The following is a 16,910-nucleotide window of genomic DNA, read 5'->3' as shown; positions in this document are numbered from 1 at the left end:
CCGGGCCTGAACCTGCCCAAGGCGGCGGTGCAGCACGCCTGGGACGTGCAGAGCTGGCAGATGGTCAACCCGGCCGACCCGGACATCCGCAAGGCGTTCAGCCCGGACGACATGAAGCTGGTCGCGGCCAAGGTGCTGGAAAAGTGCGACGCGCTGGACGGCGCCGCCGACGGGCTGGTGAACGACCTCGGGCGCTGCCAGTCGGTGTTCAAGCTGGCGGACCTGCAGTGCGCTGGCGACAAGACGCCGCAGTGCCTGAGCGCCACGCAGGTCACGGCGCTCAACCGTGCCTTCGCCGGCCCGCGCAACAGCAAGGGGCAGGCGCTTTACAGCGACTGGTCGTTCGACGCCGGCATGGGCTCGGGCAACTGGCGCTTCTGGAAAATGGAGAGCCAGATCCCGCCGTGGGACAAGCTGCCGCTGATCGCGACGATGGGCGCGGGTTCGCTGGCCTATGTCTTCACGACGCCGCCGACCTTCGTGAATGGCACGCCGGCCGCGCTGCTGAGCTACCTGACCAAGTTCAACTTCGACGCCGACGCGCCGCGCATCTTCGCCCGCAACGACCTGCACACCGAATCGGCGATGCAGTTCATGACGCCGCCCGATGTCGATGACCCGAAGCTGGCCGCCTTCCGCCAGCGCGGCGGCAAGCTGATCGTCTACCACGGCAACAGCGACGCGGTGTTCTCCATCAACGACACGCAACGCTGGTTCGGCAAGCTGCAGGCCAACGCCGGGGCGGACGGCGCCGCGTTCTCGCGTCTGTACAGCGTGCCCGGCATGGCGCACTGCAGCGGCGGCCCGGCCACCGACCAGTTCGACGCCCTCGGCGCGCTGGTGGACTGGGTGGAAAAGGGCCAGGCCCCGCAAGCCCTGACCGCCAGCCTCAGCCCCGCCAACAAGGAAGTCCCCGCCGACTGGTCCAAGACCCGCACCCGCCCGCTGTGCGCGTGGCCGCAGGTGGCGCGCTACCAGGGCGGTGACCTCGAATCGGCGGCCAGCTTCCGCTGCGTCACCCCCTGACCTGAAGCACCGAAACCGAAGGAGCTTTCCATGGCACTCGACAAGCCTTATCTGGACGTGCCCGGCACGACCATCTTCGACGCGGAGCAGTCCCGCAAGGGCTACCACCTCAACCAGTTCTGCATGTCGCTGATGAAGGCGGCCAACCGCGAGCGGTTCAAGGCGGACGAGCGTGCCTACCTCGACGAGTGGCCGATGACGGAGGAGCAGAAGCAGGGCGTGCTGACCCGCGACCTGAACCGCTGCATCGCCGCGGGCGGCAACATCTACTTCCTCGCCAAGATTGGCGCGACGGACGGCAAGAGCTTCCAGTACATGGCCGCCAGCATGACGGGCATGACGCAGGAGGAGTACATGGCGATGATGCTCGGCGGAGGCCGTTCGGTCGAAGGCAACCGCTACCTCGGCGAGAACGGCGACGCCCAGCCCCAGAACCAGCCGCAAGGCGCCGCCCACCAGAAGATCCCGCAACAGAAAGCAGGTGCCTGAGATGGCCCGCATCACCGCCTCCGTCTACACCTCGCACGTCCCGGCCATCGGCGCCGCCATCGACCTCGGCAAGACCCAGGAACCGTACTGGCAGCCGCTGTTCAAGGGCTACGAGCCGTCCAAGCAGTGGATGAAGGACAACACGCCCGACGTGATTTTCCTGGTCTATAACGACCACGCGACCGCGTTCAGCCTGGACATGATCCCGACCTTCGCGATCGGCTGCGCGGCCGAGTTCACGCCGGCCGATGAAGGCTGGGGGCCGCGCCCGGTGCCCAAGGTCATCGGCCACCCGGAACTCGCCGCGCACATCGCGCAGTCGGTGATCCAGGACGATTTCGACCTGACCATCGTCAACAAGATGGACGTGGACCACGGCCTGACGGTGCCGCTGTCGCTGATGTGCGGGCAGCCGCAAGCGTGGCCGTGCCCGGTGATCCCGTTCGCGGTCAACGTGGTGCAGTACCCGGTGCCGTCGGGTCGCCGCTGCTACAACCTGGGCAAGGCGATCCGCAAGGCCGTGGAGAGCTACGACCAGCCGCTGAACGTGCAGATCTGGGGCACGGGCGGCATGACGCACCAGTTGCAGGGGCCGCGTGCCGGGCTGATCAACCGCGAGTGGGACAACGCCTGGCTCGACAAGCTGATCGCCGACCCGGACGCCGCCGCCGCCACGCCGCACATCGACTACGTGCGCGAAGCCGGCTCCGAAGGCATCGAGCTGGTCATGTGGCTGATCGCCCGTGGCGCGATGGCCGACGTGAACGGTGGCCCGGCGCCGACCTTGAAACACCGCTTCTACCATGTGCCCGCGTCGAACACGGCGGTGGGCCACGCCATTCTTGAAAACAACGTTTAAGCCCAAGCAAGGATTTTCGACATGAGCACTCCGCATCAAGGCCCCATCCGCGTCGCGCTGGCGGGCGCTGGCGCCTTCGGCATCAAGCACCTCGACGGCATCAAGCACATCCACGGCGTGGAAGTCGTCTCGCTGATCAGCCGCGACCTGGACAAGACCCGCGAAACGGCTGCGCTGTACGGCATCCAGCACGTCACGACCGACCTCAACGAATCGCTGGCGCTGCCCGAAGTCGATGCCGTCATCCTCTGCACCCCGACGCAGATGCACGCCTCGCAGACGCTGGCGTGCCTGAAGGCGGGCAAGCATGTGCAGGTGGAGATTCCGCTGTGCGACGTGCTGGCCGAGGGCGAAGAGGTGGTCCGCGTGGCCAAGGCATCGGGCCTCGTGGCGATGTGCGGCCACACCCGGCGCTTCAACCCGAGCCACCAGCACGTCCACAACCAGATCACCGCTGGTGCGTTCAACCTCCAGCAGATGGACGTGCAGACGTATTTCTTCCGCCGCACCAACATGAACGCGCTGGGCCAGGCGCGCTCGTGGACCGACCACCTGCTGTGGCACCACGCCGCGCACACGGTGGACCTGTTCGCCTACCAGTGCGGCTCGCCGATCGTGAAGGCCAACGCGATTCAAGGCCCGATCCACCCGACGCTCGGCATCGCGATGGACATGAGCATCCAGTTGAAGGCGGCCAACGGTGCGATCTGCACGCTGAGCCTGTCCTTCAACAACAACGGCCCGCTCGGCACCTTCTTCCGCTACATCGGCGACAGCGCGACCTACCTCGCCCGCTACGACGACCTGTTCTCGGGCAAGGAGGAGAAGATCGACGTGTCGCAGGTGGCGGTGTCGATGAACGGCATCGAGCTGCAGGACCGCGAGTTCTTCGCCGCGATCCGCGAAGGGCGGCAGCCGAATTCGAGCGTCGAGGGCGTGCTGGCCTGCTACCAGGTGCTGCACGACCTGGAACAGCAGCTCAACGCGGGCTGACACACCGAACCGCCCTGCATGGCTCCCCTTCCCCCAGCGGGGGAAGGGGCTGGGGGAAGGGGGCAACGCGCCGCGACTGTCCTTTCTTCGCCGGAAACCCCCACCCCAACCCTCCCCCGCTGGGGGAGGGGGCAAAACCAATTCACTCGGAGTCCGTGATGCGCAATCGCTTTCGTGATCCAGGCCGCCAGGGTCGAGTGGCTGCGAGCACGCCGCGGTGAGGAACCTGGTCCCGCTGGGCAAGCCCGCCGCCATCGGCTGCACACTCGCCGCCGTCGCCTTCTTCGTCTCGCTGGACACGACCACCAAGCTGCTGGCGGCGGCCGTGCCGGTGGTGATGGTGGTGTGGTTCCGCTACCTGTTCCAGGTGCTGCTGACGCTCGCCACCGTTGCACCCGCGCAGCGCCGCACGCTCCACCGCAGCCGTCGCCCTGGTCTGCAGGTGCTGCGCGGGCTGATGCTGGTCCTCGCCACGGTGCTGGCCTTCTACAGCCTGCAGGTCATGCCGATCGCCGAGTTCACCGCCGTCGTGACGCTCACGCCGCTGTTCGTCACGCTGCTGGCGGTGTGGCGGCTGGGCGAGCGGGTGACGCCGCTGGAGTGGCTGCTCGTGCTGGGCGGCATGGTGGGCGCACTGGTCGTGATCCGGCCGACGCACGACCTGTTCCACTGGGCGACGCTGCTGCCGCTGCTGCTGGTGCTGTGCAACGCGCTGTTCCAGACGCTGACCCGCCGGCTGGCCGAGGTGGACGCCACGGTGACGACGCAGTTCTACACCGGTTGTGTCGGCACGCTGGCGGCGACGCTGCTGCTGCCGTGGACGTGGACCACGCCGCAGAGCCTGCACGTCTGGGGACTGCTGCTGCTGCTGTGCGTGGTCGGCTCGGTCGGGCACCTGTTCCTGATCATGGCCTATGCCCGTGCGCCGGTCGCGACGCTGACGCCGTTCCTGTACTTCCAGATCGCGTTCGCGGGCGTGTCGGGCTGGCTGGTCTTCGGGCATGTGCCGGACTTGCCCGCCTTCGCCGGCATGGCGCTGATCGCGCTGTGCGGCAGCCTGGGTACCTGGCTGGCCGCGAGGACGCCGCATTCGCCCAAGGTCGCGCCGCGGTGAACGCCCGCACAAGAGCCGCTATGCTTGCGGCTCATATGAACGAACCTGACCGTACAGACCCCGCGCCGCGCCGCGCCCGCAAGGCCAAGGCCGCCGACACCCCCGCCGTCCAGGAGCCGGGCCGCACCAACGACCCCGAAGCAACGATGGCCAACATCCTCGAAGTGGCGACCCGCGAGTTCGCCGAGAAGGGGCTGGCCGGTGCCCGCATCGACGAGATCGCCGCGCTGACCCGCACCAGCAAGCGGATGATCTACTACTACTTCGAGAGCAAGGAGGGCCTCTACATCGCCGTCCTCGAAGAGTCCTACCGCCGCATCCGCCACATCGAGTCGGACCTGCACCTCGAAGACCTCGACCCCGAAGCGGCGCTGCGCCGGCTGGTGGCCTTCACCTGCGACTACCAGCGCGAGAACCCCGAGTTCGTGCGCCTCGTGCTCAACGAGAACATGCACCGGGGCGAGTTCCTGGCCCGCTCGGAATCGATCCAGACGCTCAACATCCCGGCCATCAACGGGCTGCGCTCGGTCTACGAGCGGGGCGTGGCCGCGGGGGTGTTCCGCGCCGGCCTGGACCCGGTCGATCTGCACATGTCGATTTCGGCGCTGTCGGTGTTCAACGTCGCCAACCGCCACACCTTCGCGCTCATCTTCAAGCACGACTTCGACGACCCGGCCAGCATCGCCCACCGGCGCGACAACATCGTCGAGATGATCGCCTGCTTCGTCTGCATCGCGCGTCAGGGCTAGGGTTTCTCGGTGCTGGCCATCAGGGTTAGCACTGATTTCTGAAAACTAACCAGTTCGTACATTACGGCATCCTTTCTCGTTTTACCAAGGAGTCCGGGATGGCCCGACTGTTGAATTATTTTTGCCGCGGCATCGAGGTGCTCATCGCGCTGCTGCTGGCGATCATGGTGGTGCTGGTGTTCGGCAACGTGTTCCTGCGCTACGCCTTCAACTCGGGCATCACCATCAGCGAGGAACTGTCGCGCTGGCTGTTCGTGTGGATGACCTTCCTCGGTGCCATCGTGGCGCTGAAGGACAACGGCCACCTGGGGACCGACATGCTGGTGTCGCGTCTCGGTCGCACGGGCAAGCGGGCGTGTCTGGTGCTGGCACAGGCGGCGATGCTGTTCGTCACCTACCTCCTGTTCACGGGCAGCCTGGCGCAGGTCAAGATCAACTGGGACGTGGAAGCCCCGGTCAGCACGGCCTCGATGGCGTGGTTCTACAGCGCCGGCATGGTGTTCGCCGTGTGCTCGGGCGTGATCCTGCTGTGGCAGTTCTGGCGCACGCTGAGCGGGCAGGTCAGCGATGACGAGCTGGTGCTGGTGCAGGAGTCGGAAGACCTCGCCAACGTCCATTCCAACGTCCAGAAATGAGCCGGCCCGCCGCCCGCTGATCCCCCTTTTCGAAAGCTTTCCACCATGACCGTCCTCATCTTCCTGGGTTCGCTGCTGGGCGCCATGGCCCTGGGCATCCCCATCGCCTATTCGCTGCTGGTGTGCGGTGTCGCCCTGATGCTGCACCTGGACCTGTTCGACGCGCAGATCCTGGCGCAGAACGTCATCAACGGCGCGGACTCGTTCCCGCTGCTGGCCGTGCCCTTTTTCATGCTGGCCGGCGAGATCATGAACGTCGGTGGTCTGTCGCGCCGCATCGTGAACCTGGCGATGACGCTGGTCGGCCATGTGCGCGGCGGTCTGGGCTACGTGGCCATTCTGGCGGCGATCATGATGGCGGCGCTGTCCGGTTCCGCGGTGGCGGACACGGCGGCGCTGGCGTCGCTGCTGCTGCCGATGATGGCCGCGGCTGGCCATGACAAGGCGCGTGCCGGGGGCCTGATCGCCTCGGCCGGCATCATCGCGCCGATCATCCCGCCGTCGATCGGCTTCGTGATCTTCGGCGTTTCGGCCAACCTGTCGATCGGCAAGCTGTTCCTCGCGGGCATCGTGCCGGGCATCCTGATGGGCGTGTCCATCGCCATCGCCTGGTGGTGGGTGGCGCGCAACGAGAACGTCACCCCGCCCAAGAAGTCCACCGGTGCGCAGCGCATGCAGGCCCTGAAGGACTCCACCTGGGCCATGGTGCTGCCGGTGATCGTCGTGTTCGGCCTGAAGTTCGGGGTGTTCACGCCGACCGAAGCCGCCGTCGTGGCCGCCGTGTACGCCCTGTTCGTCTCCACCATCATCTACCGCGAGATGGGCTGGAAGGAGACCTACGAGGTGTTCGTGTCCGCCGCCAAGACCACGGCCGTCGTGATGTTCCTGGTCGCCGCCGCCATGGTCAGCTCGTGGCTGATCACCGTGGCCGACATCCCCGCCCAGATGATCAAGCTGCTGGAGCCGTTCATGGGCAACCAGACGCTGCTGATGGTGGCCATCATGGTGCTGGTGATGGCGGTGGGCACGGCGATGGACATGACCCCGACCATCCTGATCATGACCCCGGTGCTGATGCCCGTGGTCAAGGCGGCGGGCATCGACCCGATCTACTTCGGCGTGCTGTTCATCATCAACAATGCCATCGGTCTGGTCACGCCGCCGGTGGGCACGGTGCTGAATGTGGTCGCCGGTGTCGGCAAGATGAAGATGGACGACGTGACCCGCGGGGTGGTGCCGTTCATGATTGCCGAGTTCATTGTCATGTTCCTCATGGTCGCGTTCCCCTGGCTCGTGACCGGTCCCGCCAAGTGGCTGGCCCACTGACCTTCCCGTCCCCCTGTCCCTTCCCATTCAAGGATAGAAACATGAAACGCCTGATGATCAAGACCCTGGTGGCCGTGGCCGCTCTCGCTGTTGCCGGTGTGGCCGCCGCACAGGAACGGACCTTCAAGTTCGGTCTGCAGAACCCCAAGGGCCACCCGCTGGAAATGGGCGCCGTCAAGTTCGCCGAGCTGGTCGCGGCCAAGTCGGGCGGCAAGCTCAAGGTCAACGTGTTCGCCGGTGGCGTGCTCGGTGGTGACGCGGCCAACGTGTCGGCGCTGCAAGGCGGCACGCTGGAAATCATGATGCTGAACTCCGGCATCCTGGCCTCGCAGGTCAAGGACTTCGAGGTGTTCGACTTCCCGTTCATGTTCGCCAGCGGCAAGGAAGCCGATGCCGTGGTCGATGGTCCCTTCGGCCAGAAGCTGCACGCCAAGCTGACTGACAAGGGCATCATCGGCCTGGCCTACACCGAGCTGGGCTTCCGCAACCTCACCAACAGCAAGAAGCCGATCAACACGGTCGAGGACATCGCCGGCCTGAAGCTGCGCGTGATCCCGAACGCGATCAACATCGACTGGGTCAAGGCCCTGGGCGCCAACCCGACCCCGATGGCCTTCCCCGAGGTCTACGCCGGTCTGGAGCAGAAGGCCATCGACGGCCAGGAAAACCCGCTGTCCGTGATCCTCGCCAACAAGTTCTTCGAAGTGCAGAAGCACCTGGCGCTCACCAACCACCAGTACAACCCGCAGTCGATCATCTTCTCGAAGAAGGTCTGGGACAGCCTGACGGACGCCGACCGCAAGGTGCTGCAGGACGCTGCCCGCGAAACCAGCGTCTACCAGCGTCAGGTCAACCGCAGCAAGTCGGCCGACGATCTGGCCGAGCTGAAGAAGGCGGGGATGCAGGCCACCGAGCTGTCACCGGCCGAACAGGCCAAGCTGCGTGACAAGCTCAAGCCGGTGATCGACAAGCACGGCGCGGCGATTGCCGGCACCGTGGCCGAGCTGCAGGCCGAGCTGGCCAAGGTCCGCAAGTAAGGAGAACGGCGCTCATGATCCGCGGCACCACCTCGCTCATCGCCCACATCGGCTTCCCGACCTTCGCCTTCAAGGCGCCGATGATCTACAACCCGTACTTCGAGCAGGCGGGCATCGACGCCGTCGTGGTGCCGATGGGCTGCCAGACCGCGGATTACCCGACCTTCCTGCGCGCCGCGTTCACGCTGACGAACATCCGCGGTGCGCTGATCACGATGCCGCACAAGGTGACGACGACCGGGCTGGTCGAGGTGCTGTCGCCGACGGCGCGGATCGCCGGGGCGTGCAACGCCGTGCGCCTGGGTGCGGACGGCCGGCTCGAAGGCGACATGTTCGACGGCGAAGGCTTCGTGCGCGGCGTGCTGCGCAAGGGCGTCGTGCTGCAGGGCAAGCGCGTGCTGGTGGTCGGCAGCGGCGGGGTCGGCTGTGCCATCGCCGCGTCGCTGGCGGCGGCCGGCATCGGCGCGATCACGCTGTTCGACCGCTACGCCGAGTCCGCCGAAGCCCTCGGCGACCGCCTGCGTCAGCACTACCCGGCGCTGGAGGTCACCACCGGCTCGAACGACCCGGCGGGCCACGACGTGGTGGTCAACGCCACGCCGATGGGCATGAACGAGGGCGACCCGCTGCCGCTCGACATCGACCGCCTCTCGCCCGACACCTTCGTCGGCGAGGTGGTGATGAAAACCGAAATGACCGCGTTCCTGACGGCGGCGGCAGCACGCGGCTGCCGGGTGCAGATCGGCTCCGACATGCTGTTCGAGCAGATCCCGGCGTATCTGGAATACTTCGGCCTGCCCACCACCACCGCGGAGGTCTTGCGCTCGGTGGCGCGGCTCAGTTATTGAGATCGAGATTGAGACCGAGTTGAGTCTGTCACCTGTCGGAGAACCTTCCATGACCCTGGCCAGTTTTGCGGATCGCGAAGCCATCGGTGCATTGCCCAACCCGCTCGGGCTGCTGGGCATCGAGTTCATCGAGTACGCCACCAGCCGTCCGCAGGCGTTCGGTCAGGTGCTGGAACGCATGGGCTTCGTGCCCGTTGCGCGCCACCGCTCGCGCGAGGTGCAGCTCTACCGCCAGGGCGACATGCACATCATCGTCAACGCCCACCAAGGGGGCTTGAACGGCCAGCCCGCCCCGAGCGAGACGCCGGTGATCGCGGCGGTGGCCTTCCGGGTGCGCGATGCGGCATCGGCGTACCGGCGCGTGCTGGCGCTGGGCGCCTGGGCCGTGCCGACGCAGGTCGAGGTGATGGAGCTGAACATCCCCGCCATCCACGGGGTCGGTTCCAGTCGCATCTACTTCGTGGACCGGCACCGCGAGTTCTCGATCTACGACGTGGATTTCGTGCCCATCGCCGGCGCCGATCCGCACCCGCCCGCCCAGCAGGGGCTGCACCTGTTCGGCGTGGTGCAGTACATCGGGCTGGACCGCTCCGACGACTGGACCACCTTCTACGGCGAGCTGTTCGGCTTCGCCGAGCTGCCGCGCGAGCAGAACTTCGGCGTGCTCACCAGCGGGCGCATCCTCGCCAGTCCCTGTGGCCAGTGCCACTGGCAACTGATCGAGCCGGACCCGGACGCCGCGACCTTCGAACACGACGAGCTGCTCCAGCGCGTGGCCTTCGGCTGTGGCGACGTGCTGGCGACCGCCGCCACGTTGCGCACGCGCGGCGTCGAATTCGTCGAATCGGCGCATGGCGTCCGCACCGATGCCCGCGGGGCGCTGACGCAACCGATGCTCGGTGGCGTGGTGTTCGAGCTGGTCCACGACGCACGCTGAGCCGGCCATGCACCTGCAGATCGCCCGCAACGTCGCCGATTTCGGCATGGACACCATCACGCTGGCCGGCCCGCTCGAAGCCAAACTTCAAGCGGTGCGTGCGGCTGGCTTCACCCAGATCATGCTGTCCGCCCGCGACATCGTGGGCCACCCGCAGGGCGTGGACGTGGCAGTGCAGGCTGTGCGCGACAGCGGCTTGCGCGTCACCGGTTTCCAGGTGCTGCGCGATTTCGAGGGCTTGTCAGGGCACCTCCACAGCTACAAGGTCGACATCGCCAAGCAGATGATCCTGCTGGCGCACGCCCTCGGCGCCCAGGTGCTGCTGGTGTGCTCCTCCACCTCGCCGCACGCCAGCGGTGACGCCGACGCCATCGCCCGCGACCTGCGCAAGCTGGCGATGTTGGCCATTCCCTACGGGCTGCGCATCGCCTACGAGGGCTTGTCCTGGGGCCGCCACATCAACGAATACCCGCAGGCGTGGGACGTGGTGGAACGCGCCGACTGCCCGAACCTCGGACTGGCCATCGACTCCTACCACCTGCTGGCCATGCAGACGCCGCTGGATGCACTGGAGTACGTCGATCCGTCCAAGCTCTACCTGGTACAGCTCGCCGACTTCCTGTGGAACGAGGTCCGCACCGCCGAGGAGCGCATGGACACGGCGCGCCACTTCCGCGTCTTCCCCGGCGAGGGCGTGCATTCCGAGGCGCTCACCGCGCTGGTGCTGAAGCTGGACGCGCTGGGCTACCGCGGTGACTACAGCTTCGAGGTCTTCAACGACGACTACCAGCAGCTTCCGTTGCCGTTCGTGGCGAAGCGGGCGTGGGACTCGGCGGTGTGGCTGGCCGAAGGGGTGTTGCGCCGCTCGGTGCCGCTGCCGGGGCAGATGCGGCTGCGGCGGAGCTGAAGCGCGGCTGAACACACGACCTTGGGGCAGGCCGCGCTTGTCCACTGGATGGCGGGCTGGCACGTTGCCAGAGCACCCCCGCCTTCAGAAGGAATCGGTCATGTTCTCGTTCTTGACATCCGCACCGCGCCGCTTGGTGGTCTCGACCTTGCTGGCCGCTGCGGGCCTGTGCGCTGGTGCTGCCGCCCAGGCTGGTGGCGTGCAATGGTCGATCGGCATCCAGTTGCCACCGCCACCCATCGTCTACTACCCGGCCCCGCCGCAGCGGATCTACGCGCCGGAACCGGTGTACGTGCAGCAGGCGCCCCGTGTCGTCTACGTCGAGCCAGAACGCCCTTGGCCACGCCACCACCGCCACCGCCACTGGCAGGACGACAACCGCTGGGACGAAGGCGGCCGGGACCACTGGCGTGAGGGCCGTGGTGAGGGCCGCGGCGGCTGGCGCGACGGGCGCTGATGGGTCAGCCGGCGATCCGCCCGCTGCATTCGCCAAACCCGATTCCCACCGCGCCTGCTACCGCGCAACGCCCGCGCAGCACCACCCGATCCCCATCGGCGAGGAAGGTGCGCTGCTCGCCATTCGGCAGCGTGACCGGCGTCTTGCCGCCCATCGACAGCTCCAGCAGCGAGCCGGCCTGTTCCGGTGCCGGGCCTGAGAGCGTGCCGGTGCCCAGCAGGTCGCCCGGTTGCAGGTTGCAGCCGCCGACCGTGTGGTGCGCGACGAGCTGCGCGGCGGTCCAGTACGCGGCGTCGGGCCAGCGGCTGGCGCTGAGCGTGACTGGTGGCTGACCCGCGTGCGCCATCGCTGCCGTCTCGATCTGCACCTCCAGCGCGATGTCGATCGCCCCGGCCGCCCGGTTGGCCGCGTTGTCCAGGTAAGGCAGTGGCTGTGGATCACCCGCTGGCCGCGTGAACGGCACGCGGAACGGCACCAGCGCGGCCATCGTCACCACCCACGGCGAAATCGTCGTCGCGAAGTTCTTGGACAGGAACGGCCCGAGCGGCTGGTATTCCCACGCCTGCACATCCCGCGCCGACCAGTCGTTGAGCAGCACGACGCCGAACAGGTGCGACTCCGCCTGGTCGATGGACACCGGCTCGCCGAGCGCATTGCCAGTGCCGACGATCAGGCCGAGTTCCAGCTCGAAGTCCAGCCGCTTGCACGGGCCGAACTGCGGCACGGTGCTGCCCGGCGGCAAGGTCTGGCCCATCGGGCGGCGCACGGTCTGGCCGCTCACGCCGATGGACGAGGCACGGCCGTGGTAGCCGATCGGCACCCACTGGTAATTTGGCAACAGTGGGTTGTCGGGGCGGAACAGCTTGCCGACGGTGGTGGCGTGGTGGATGCCGGTGTAGAAATCGGTGTAGTCGCCGATGGTGCAAGGCAGCGCGAATTCGAGCGCCGACTGCGCGATCAGGCAAGGGGCCAGCGCCACCTCCGCCGGGCTGCCCATGGTCAGCGCCCGCGACAGTGACTCGCGCACAAGCTGCCAGTCCGCCGGCCCGCGGGCCATGAATGCATTCAGATCACCCCGCACCAGCGGTGCGAGCGCGGCGGCTTGCGCGTCGGTGTGCTCGGCGGCGAGGACAGCGGCGGCGAGGTCCAGCGCCTGATCGCCGATTGCCACCATGATCCGCCATGGTTCTTCCGTCCCGGCGCGTCGGGCGCGGGCATAAGGCAGGTTCTGGATCGGGAAATCGGTCGCGCCATCATTGGCGGATGCGACCCAACTGCGCAGGGCAGGGTCGTGGGTGGCGTCAAGGTGGTTCATGGGGCAGGGGTTTCCGGGGTGACGCCGTGACGCGCAGCGGCCATCGCCTCGCGCAGCACGGCCATGTCGCCGATGTGGTTGGCCAGCAGCAGGACCAGCCGGGCGTTGACGAGGCGGCTCGTGTCGTCGTCGAGACCGCGGTGGGTGTCGATCAGCAGGTCGTAGAAGTCGTCGCCGGGGGTGTAGGCCCGCAGCGGGGCGGGGGAGCCGGCGCCGAAGTTGGGTTGGGTCTTGAGCATGGTGCAGGCGTCAGGCGTTGCAGGTCGCACGCAGCACGGCGGTGCGCACGGTGGCAGGATCGGCGCTGCGCCAGCGGGCGGCGATGATTTGGTCAGGGCGGATCAGCACGGCCGTGCCGGGGCGGGCGTCGTAGCGCCGCGCTGCGATGCCCTCTGCGGGCAGGCACAGCGTTTGCAGCGCAATCGCATCGCTGGCCAGTGCGTCAAACGCCGAAGGCTCGGTGTGCCCGAACAGCAGCAGCACGAAGCCGTTGCCCGTGTGCGCCAGCAACCAGCCGTCGCGGCCGTCCACCGTCACGGGCGCGTCGTCCATCGGCGCACCCGGCGTCATCCGGCCGGCAAAGGTGTCGCCCTCGGCGTCCGGCGTGGACAGCGGCGAGCCGTGGTGGTGCGTCGGCACCGACAGCCGGCCCGAGTTGACCAGCGCCCGCGCAAAGGCGTGGTCGTTCGCCAGCGTCAGCACCGCGTCGCGGATGTCGCGTGAGGCTTGGCTCTTGGGCGTCATGAAGTCGGTCGAGCGGGTCGAGTTGAGCAGGTTCTCGTCGGCCGCTTCGCCGCGCTCGGTGCTGTACGTGTCCAGCAGCGCCTCGGGTGCCTTGCCATCCATGACCAGCTTCAGCTTCCACGCGAGGTTGTCCGCGTCCTGAATGCCCGAGTTCGCGCCCCGCGCCCCGAACGGCGACACCTGGTGCGCCGCATCGCCGACGAACAGCAGCCGCCCATGCCGGAAATCCGCCATGCGCCGGCACTGGAAGGTGTAGACGCTGACCCACTCCAGCGTGAACTCCCGATCCGGCCCCAGCATGGCGCGGATGCGCGGGATGACCTGCTCCGGCTTCTTTTCGTGCTCGGGATCGGCGTCCCAGCCGAGCTGGAAGTCGATGCGCCAGACGTTGTCCGCCTCGCGGTGCAGCAGCACGCTCTGGTTCGGGTGGAACGGCGGGTTGAACCAGAACCAGCGTTCTGCGGGGAAGTCGGCCTTCATCACCACGTCGGCGATCAGGAAGCGGTCCTGGAAGACCTTGCCGTCGATGTCGAGTCCGAGTTGTCGGCGGATCGGGCTGCGCGCCCCGTCTGCGACGACGAGCCAGTCGGCGTGAAGCTGGTAGGCGCCTTCGGCTGTTTCCACGTCGATCAGTGCGCCGTCATCGTTCCCGGCAAGGGGCGTCACCCGCGTGACCTTGCTCAACCAGCGCAGGTCGAGGTTCGGCAGTTGGGCGGCGCGATCGACGAGGTACTGCTCCAGGTAGTACTGCTGCAGGTTGACCATGCCGGGGCGGTGGTGGTCCGGCTCGGGCAGCAGGTTGAAGCTGAACACCTCGGCGTCGCGGTGGAAGGTGCGCCCGACGTTCCACGTCACGCCCTTGTCCACCACCGCCTGTCCGCAGCCGAGCCGGTCGAGGATCTCCAGCGTGCGCTTGGCGTAGCACAGGCCGCGGGAGCCGACGCTGACGGTGTTGTCATCGTCCAGCAGCACGACCGGCAAGCCTTGCTGCGCCAGGTCGATCGCCGCGCTCAGCCCGACCGGGCCGGCGCCGACGACGACCACCGGGTGCCGCGCCACCGTGCCGGGCGTGTCCAGCTCGACCGGGTGGCGCCAAGCGTAGCGGGGGTAGGTGTAGGTGCTCAGCATCGCATCGGTCCCGCAGCGTCAGCCTTCGTGCATCCACGCCGCATGGCGCGGAGCCCGCTTCGTCTGCGACCACTCTTCGAGCATGTCCCACTTGCACTCGTCGAGCTTGCGCATCATCTCGGGCGTGCCGATGTCGGCCGCCAGTTCGAGCCGGTGGCCGTTCGGGTCGAAGAAGTAGATCGACTTGAAGATCGTGTGGTTGACCGGCCCGAGCACGTCGATCCCGGCCGCGACCAGCTTCGCCTTCGCCGCTTCGAGCATTTCCATTGACGCCACCTTGAACGCGATGTGCTGCACCCAGCCGGGGGTGTTCTCGTCGCGGCCCATCGCGGGCGAGTTCGGCAGCTCGAAGAAGGCCAGCACGTTGCCGTTGCCCGCGTCGAGGAAGACGTGCATGTACGGGTCCGGCGCCTTGGTGGACGGCACCTCGTTCTCGGCGATGGCCAGCACGAAGTCCATGCCGAGGTGGTCGCGGTACCACTCGACGGTCTGCTTGGCGTCCTTGCAGCGGTAGGCGACGTGGTGAACGCCGTGGGTGATGCTCATGGGGTTCTCCTGCGCAGTGGGGACAGCGGGAATCAGCCTTCGAGCGCCTGCCACATGGCGACATCGCGCTCGGCGGTCCAGATGCGCGGGTCGCGGTGGCCGGTCGCCTCGTCATAGGCGCGGGTCACGTCGAACGGCATGCAGTGGTTGAAGATCACCCAGTGCCCGAACTTCGGCTTCAGCGTGGCGAAGGTCTCCTCGTACACCTTGCGCAGATCGCGTCCTTCGGCGGCCCCCGCCTTGACGCTCGCATACAGCTCGCTCACGAACGCCCGCGTGCCGGCCAGACCCGCTTGCACCTGCTCGGGGGTTTGCAGCGCCGCACCTCGGCCGGGCACCAGCTTTTCGGGATTCAGCGCGGCGATGTTGTCCAGCGTCTGCGGCCAGTCCTGGAAGTAGGCGTCGCCCGCATACGGCGTGGCGTCGAACTCGACCAGGTCGCCCGAGAACAGGATCTTCTCCTTCGGCAGCCAAGCGACGGTGTCGCCCTTGGTGTGGCCACGGCCCAGTTGCAGGATCTGCACCTCGACCGAACCCAGCCAGACCGTCATCTTCCCGGTGAACGTGATCGTCGGCCACGTCAGGCCCGCCGGCACCGACTCGACGTTCTGGAACAGCCGGGGGAAGCGGCCGATCTCGCTGGCCTTGTCGAACTCGCCGCGCTCGACGATCAGGTCGTAGGTGTCCTGGCTGGCGATGATCTGCTCGGGCTCATACGCCGTCGCGCCCAGCACGCGCACCGCGTGGTAGTGGCTCAGCAGCACGTACTTGATCGGCTTGTCCGTCACCTCGCGGATGCGGCGGATCACGTCCTGCGCCATCACCGGCGTGGCCTGCGTGTCGATGACCATCACGGCGTCGTCGCCGATGATGATGCCGGTGTTCGGGTCGCCCTCGGCGGTGTACGCATAGGCGTGGTCGGACAGCTTGTCGAAGCTGACCTTCTTTTCTTCCAGGTCGGCGGCGGAGGCGAAGGTCTTGGTCTGCGTCATGGAGGCGGTTCCGAGGTTTGTTTCTGTCAAACGAGTTCGTCTAATCCGAACGATGGTTGATGTTAATCATGGCGTTTGTTAATGTCGAATGCATTTGCATCAGTGAAAACCCGCAACCCATTGCCGCAGACCATCGCCATGACCCAAGAATCCACTCCCCGCGGCTCGCGCGGTATCCAGAGCATCGAGGTCGGCGGCCAGTTGCTGCACGCGCTCGCCCACGCCGGCCGCCCGCTGGCGCTGAAAGACCTCGCGCGCGAAGCCGACATGACGCCCGCCAAGGCGCATCCCTACCTCGTCAGCTTCGGCGCGGTCGGGCTGGTCGAGCAGGACACGGAAACCGGCCGCTACGGGCTGGGGCCGCTGGCGCTGCAGTTGGGGCTGATCGCGCTGCAGCAGGTCGATCCGGTACGGCTGGCCTCGGCGGAACTGCCGGCGCTGGCGCGCGAGGTGGGGCACACGGTGGCGATCGCCGTGTGGGGCAACCGCGGGCCGACCATCGTGCGGCTGGAGGAAGGCCCGCAGGCGGTCCACGTCAACATGCGGCACGGCACGGTGGTGTCGGTCGATGGCACGGCGTCCGGGCTGCTGTTCGCGGCGCATCGGCCGGCGGCGGAGGTCGAGGCGATGCTGAAAGCCGAAGGGGCGGGGCGCACGCTGGCCGATCTGGCGCCGCAGCTTGAACGGGTGCGCGCGCAGGGTTGGAGCGGCGCGGTCGATGGCTCGGTGCGGGGGGTCAGCGCGGTGGCGGCGCCGGTGTTCGACGGCTTCGGGCAGATGGTGCTGGCGCTGACGGCGATCGGGCCGA

Annotated in this window: 19 protein-coding genes; 14 read left to right on the top strand and 5 right to left on the bottom strand. The window is 67.5% G+C overall.

Going from position 1 to position 16,910, the window contains the following annotated elements; translation table 11 throughout:
- The 13 genes from QZW52_RS14110 to QZW52_RS14050 all read left to right on the top strand — a co-directional run.
- Window positions 1-1,026: tannase/feruloyl esterase family alpha/beta hydrolase (locus tag QZW52_RS14110; protein ID WP_293999978.1), on the top strand; the 1,026-nt coding region annotated here is incomplete at its 5' end.
- Window positions 1,027-1,056: 30 nt separating this feature from the next.
- Window positions 1,057-1,515 (top strand): protocatechuate 4,5-dioxygenase subunit alpha, encoded by a 459-nt coding sequence (ligA, locus tag QZW52_RS14105; protein WP_293999977.1) that lies wholly within the window; start codon window positions 1,057-1,059, stop codon window positions 1,513-1,515.
- 1 nt (window position 1,516) lies between these two features.
- Window positions 1,517-2,374: a class III extradiol dioxygenase subunit beta gene (locus QZW52_RS14100; protein ID WP_293999975.1), complete on the top strand. Its 858-nt coding sequence runs from the start codon at window positions 1,517-1,519 to the stop codon at window positions 2,372-2,374.
- Window positions 2,375-2,395: 21 nt separating this feature from the next.
- The gene (locus QZW52_RS14095) at window positions 2,396-3,367 is read left to right on the top strand and encodes a Gfo/Idh/MocA family oxidoreductase (protein WP_293999973.1); all 972 of its coding nucleotides are present in this window, start codon (window positions 2,396-2,398) and stop codon (window positions 3,365-3,367) included.
- Between the two features lie 217 nt (window positions 3,368-3,584).
- The gene (locus QZW52_RS14090; RefSeq protein WP_293999971.1) at window positions 3,585-4,481 is read left to right on the top strand and encodes a DMT family transporter; all 897 of its coding nucleotides are present in this window, start codon (window positions 3,585-3,587) and stop codon (window positions 4,479-4,481) included.
- Between the two features lie 35 nt (window positions 4,482-4,516).
- Entirely contained in the window at window positions 4,517-5,230 is a 714-nt protein-coding gene (locus QZW52_RS14085) for a TetR/AcrR family transcriptional regulator (protein ID WP_293999969.1), read from the top strand.
- Between the two features lie 98 nt (window positions 5,231-5,328).
- Window positions 5,329-5,865 carry a TRAP transporter small permease gene (locus tag QZW52_RS14080; protein ID WP_293999968.1) on the top strand — a complete coding sequence of 179 codons (537 nt, stop codon included), beginning with the start codon at window positions 5,329-5,331 and terminating at the stop codon, window positions 5,863-5,865.
- Between the two features lie 45 nt (window positions 5,866-5,910).
- Window positions 5,911-7,191: a TRAP transporter large permease subunit gene (locus QZW52_RS14075; protein WP_293999967.1), complete on the top strand. Its 1,281-nt coding sequence runs from the start codon at window positions 5,911-5,913 to the stop codon at window positions 7,189-7,191.
- A 41-nt stretch (window positions 7,192-7,232) separates the two neighbouring features.
- Complete coding sequence (locus tag QZW52_RS14070; RefSeq protein WP_293999966.1) at window positions 7,233-8,228, top strand: TRAP transporter substrate-binding protein; 996 nt, start codon at window positions 7,233-7,235, stop codon at window positions 8,226-8,228.
- 14 nt (window positions 8,229-8,242) lie between these two features.
- Window positions 8,243-9,076: a shikimate dehydrogenase family protein gene (locus tag QZW52_RS14065; RefSeq protein ID WP_293999965.1), complete on the top strand. Its 834-nt coding sequence runs from the start codon at window positions 8,243-8,245 to the stop codon at window positions 9,074-9,076.
- A 49-nt stretch (window positions 9,077-9,125) separates the two neighbouring features.
- On the top strand, window positions 9,126-10,013 hold the full coding sequence (locus QZW52_RS14060) for a VOC family protein (RefSeq protein WP_293999963.1): 888 nt from the start codon (window positions 9,126-9,128) through the stop codon (window positions 10,011-10,013).
- Between the two features lie 7 nt (window positions 10,014-10,020).
- Window positions 10,021-10,920: a sugar phosphate isomerase/epimerase family protein gene (locus tag QZW52_RS14055; RefSeq protein WP_293999962.1), complete on the top strand. Its 900-nt coding sequence runs from the start codon at window positions 10,021-10,023 to the stop codon at window positions 10,918-10,920.
- A gap of 100 nt (window positions 10,921-11,020) precedes the next feature.
- Window positions 11,021-11,377, top strand: coding sequence for a hypothetical protein (locus QZW52_RS14050; RefSeq protein ID WP_293999960.1), 357 nt, complete (start codon window positions 11,021-11,023; stop codon window positions 11,375-11,377).
- Window positions 11,378-11,381: 4 nt separating this feature from the next.
- Here the strand turns inward: QZW52_RS14050 and fahA are convergent, their stop codons facing one another.
- From fahA to QZW52_RS14025, 5 genes are read right to left on the bottom strand one after another with little or no spacing between them, the layout of a single operon-like run.
- Window positions 11,382-12,692 carry a fumarylacetoacetase gene (gene fahA, locus QZW52_RS14045; RefSeq protein ID WP_293999959.1) on the bottom strand — a complete coding sequence of 437 codons (1,311 nt, stop codon included), beginning with the start codon at window positions 12,690-12,692 and terminating at the stop codon, window positions 11,382-11,384.
- Complete coding sequence (locus tag QZW52_RS14040; RefSeq protein WP_293999957.1) at window positions 12,689-12,931, bottom strand: DUF2783 domain-containing protein; 243 nt, start codon at window positions 12,929-12,931, stop codon at window positions 12,689-12,691. The genes fahA and QZW52_RS14040 overlap by 4 nt, the downstream gene beginning before the upstream one ends.
- A 10-nt stretch (window positions 12,932-12,941) precedes the next feature.
- Window positions 12,942-14,564: an FAD-dependent oxidoreductase gene (locus tag QZW52_RS14035; RefSeq protein WP_293999956.1), complete on the bottom strand. Its 1,623-nt coding sequence runs from the start codon at window positions 14,562-14,564 to the stop codon at window positions 12,942-12,944.
- An 18-nt stretch (window positions 14,565-14,582) separates the two neighbouring features.
- Window positions 14,583-15,110, bottom strand: coding sequence for a VOC family protein (locus QZW52_RS14030; RefSeq protein ID WP_293999954.1), 528 nt, complete (start codon window positions 15,108-15,110; stop codon window positions 14,583-14,585).
- Between the two features lie 32 nt (window positions 15,111-15,142).
- A complete protein-coding gene (locus tag QZW52_RS14025; RefSeq protein WP_293999952.1) occupies window positions 15,143-16,102 on the bottom strand; it encodes an MBL fold metallo-hydrolase in 960 nt (319 codons plus the stop codon).
- 138 nt (window positions 16,103-16,240) lie between these two features.
- Here QZW52_RS14025 and QZW52_RS14020 point away from each other — a divergent pair.
- On the top strand, window positions 16,241-16,910 hold a 670-nt coding region (locus tag QZW52_RS14020), incomplete at its 3' end, for an IclR family transcriptional regulator (RefSeq protein ID WP_293999951.1).

The sequence above is a fragment of the Sphaerotilus sp. genome (assembly GCF_013299175.1).
Taxonomy (GTDB): Bacteria; Pseudomonadota; Gammaproteobacteria; order Burkholderiales; family Burkholderiaceae_C; genus Sphaerotilus.
The sequence above is the reverse complement of the archived record's forward strand: the minus strand, read 5'-3'. Positions and strand labels throughout refer to the sequence as shown.